A 1641-nucleotide genomic window follows, 5' to 3' on the forward strand; every position below is an offset into this window, starting at 1 on the left:
CAGGTCAGCGACCCAGCGCACCTTCGGTGTGCGCCGGGGGCGTGGTAAATGTCGTGGCGTGCGCCGAGGTGCTTCTTGTCTGCCCTGACGTGTGCTGATTCTGGTCCGGGACGCTGGTGGGGTTCGTTCCGGCCGAAGCCGGTTGCTCTGTGATGCCGGTGAGCTCGCAGGTCAGCGTGGCGCTGAGGGCCGTCCACGGGAACCGTGGAGTGTTGCTGTGAGCACGCGCGTCAGAATTCCTGTTCCACCCTGGCCCTCCCGGAACGGCGTACCGCTTGGCCGTTCGGTGAGGGAGGGAGCGAGGCCGTGGACGTACTGCACGAACGCTGCGCCGGTGTGGACATCAGCAAGAAGGACGCCAAGGCGTGTGTCCGCAGCCCGAGTACGAAACGGCGGGGCTCGTTCACCAACGAGACCACGACCTGGGGCTCGACCACGAACGCCGTGCTCGCGCTGCGGGATCACCTGCTTGCTGCCGAGGTCACCCTCGTCGTGATCGAGGCGACCTCGGACTACTGGAAACCCTTCTACTACCTGCTGGCCGAGGACCTGAACGTGATCCTGGTCAACGCTCGGCAGGTCAAGAACCTGCCCGGCCGCAAGACGGACGTCTCCGACGCCGCCTGGCTGGCCCAGCTCGGCGCGCACGGCCTGGTCCGGCCCTCGTTCGTGCCACCCGCACCGGTGCGCGAGCTGCGGGACCTGACCCGCGCTCGCACCCAGATGACCCGCGAACGCGGCCAGATCGTCCAGCGGCTGGAGAAGCTGCTGGAGGACACCGGGATCAAACTGGCCGCGGTCGTCTCCGACATCATGGGCGTCTCCGGCCGGGCCATGCTGGAGGCCCTCATCGCGGGTGAACGCGATCCCCAGGTCCTCGCGGAGATGGCCAAGCGCAAGCTCCGCAACAAGATCCCCGAGCTCACCGAGGCGCTGACCGGCCGGTTCCGTGCCCACCACGCCTTCCTGACCCGGCTGCACCTGAACCACTACGACCAGCTCACCGACGCCATCGGGCAACTGGACGCCCGGATCGAGGAGGCGATGGCCCCCTTTCGTGGCGCCCTCGACCTGCTCGACACGATCCCCGGGATCAACCGGGCCGTCGCCGAGGTGATCATCGCGGAGACCGGCGGGGACATGAACCGGTTCGCCTCCGCCAAACACCTCGCCTCATGGGCCGGAGTCTGTCCCGGCCACCACGAATCAGCCGGCCGCACCAAGAACACCAAGGTCCGCCCCGGCAACCCCTACCTCAAGGGGGCACTCGGAATCGCGGCATTCGGGGCGGCCAGAACCAAGGACACCTACCTGCAGGCCCGTTACAAGCGGCTGACCGCCCGCCGCGGACCAATGAAAGCCCTGGTCGCCGTGGAGCACTCGATCATCACCGCGATCTGGCACATGCTCACCGACAACGTCCCCTACCAGGACCTCGGCGGCACCTACTTCACCCACCGCGACCCCGAACGCGCCACCCGCCGCGCGATCAACGCGCTCAACCAGCTCGGCTACACCGTCACCCTCAACCCACTGGAAGGCGCGGCCTGACCAGAAGACCAGACACCCGGCGGCCCACAGCCACCGGGCACCCAGCCCTGCCCAAACACCACCTGACCTGCACCTATTTACGCGTCAGAG

1 protein-coding gene is annotated in these 1641 nt (G+C 67.7%); it reads left to right on the top strand.

Features of this window, described 5'->3' with window-relative positions:
- Positions 1-306 precede the first annotated feature (306 nt).
- Complete coding sequence (locus ACIRR9_RS55970; RefSeq protein ID WP_403769825.1) at positions 307-1551, top strand: IS110 family transposase; 1245 nt, start codon at positions 307-309, stop codon at positions 1549-1551.
- Positions 1552-1641: the final 90 nt, after the last annotated feature.

Source organism: Streptomyces sp. NPDC101234 (assembly GCF_044767525.1).
GTDB classification, from domain to species: Bacteria; Actinomycetota; Actinomycetes; order Streptomycetales; family Streptomycetaceae; genus Streptomyces; species Streptomyces sasae.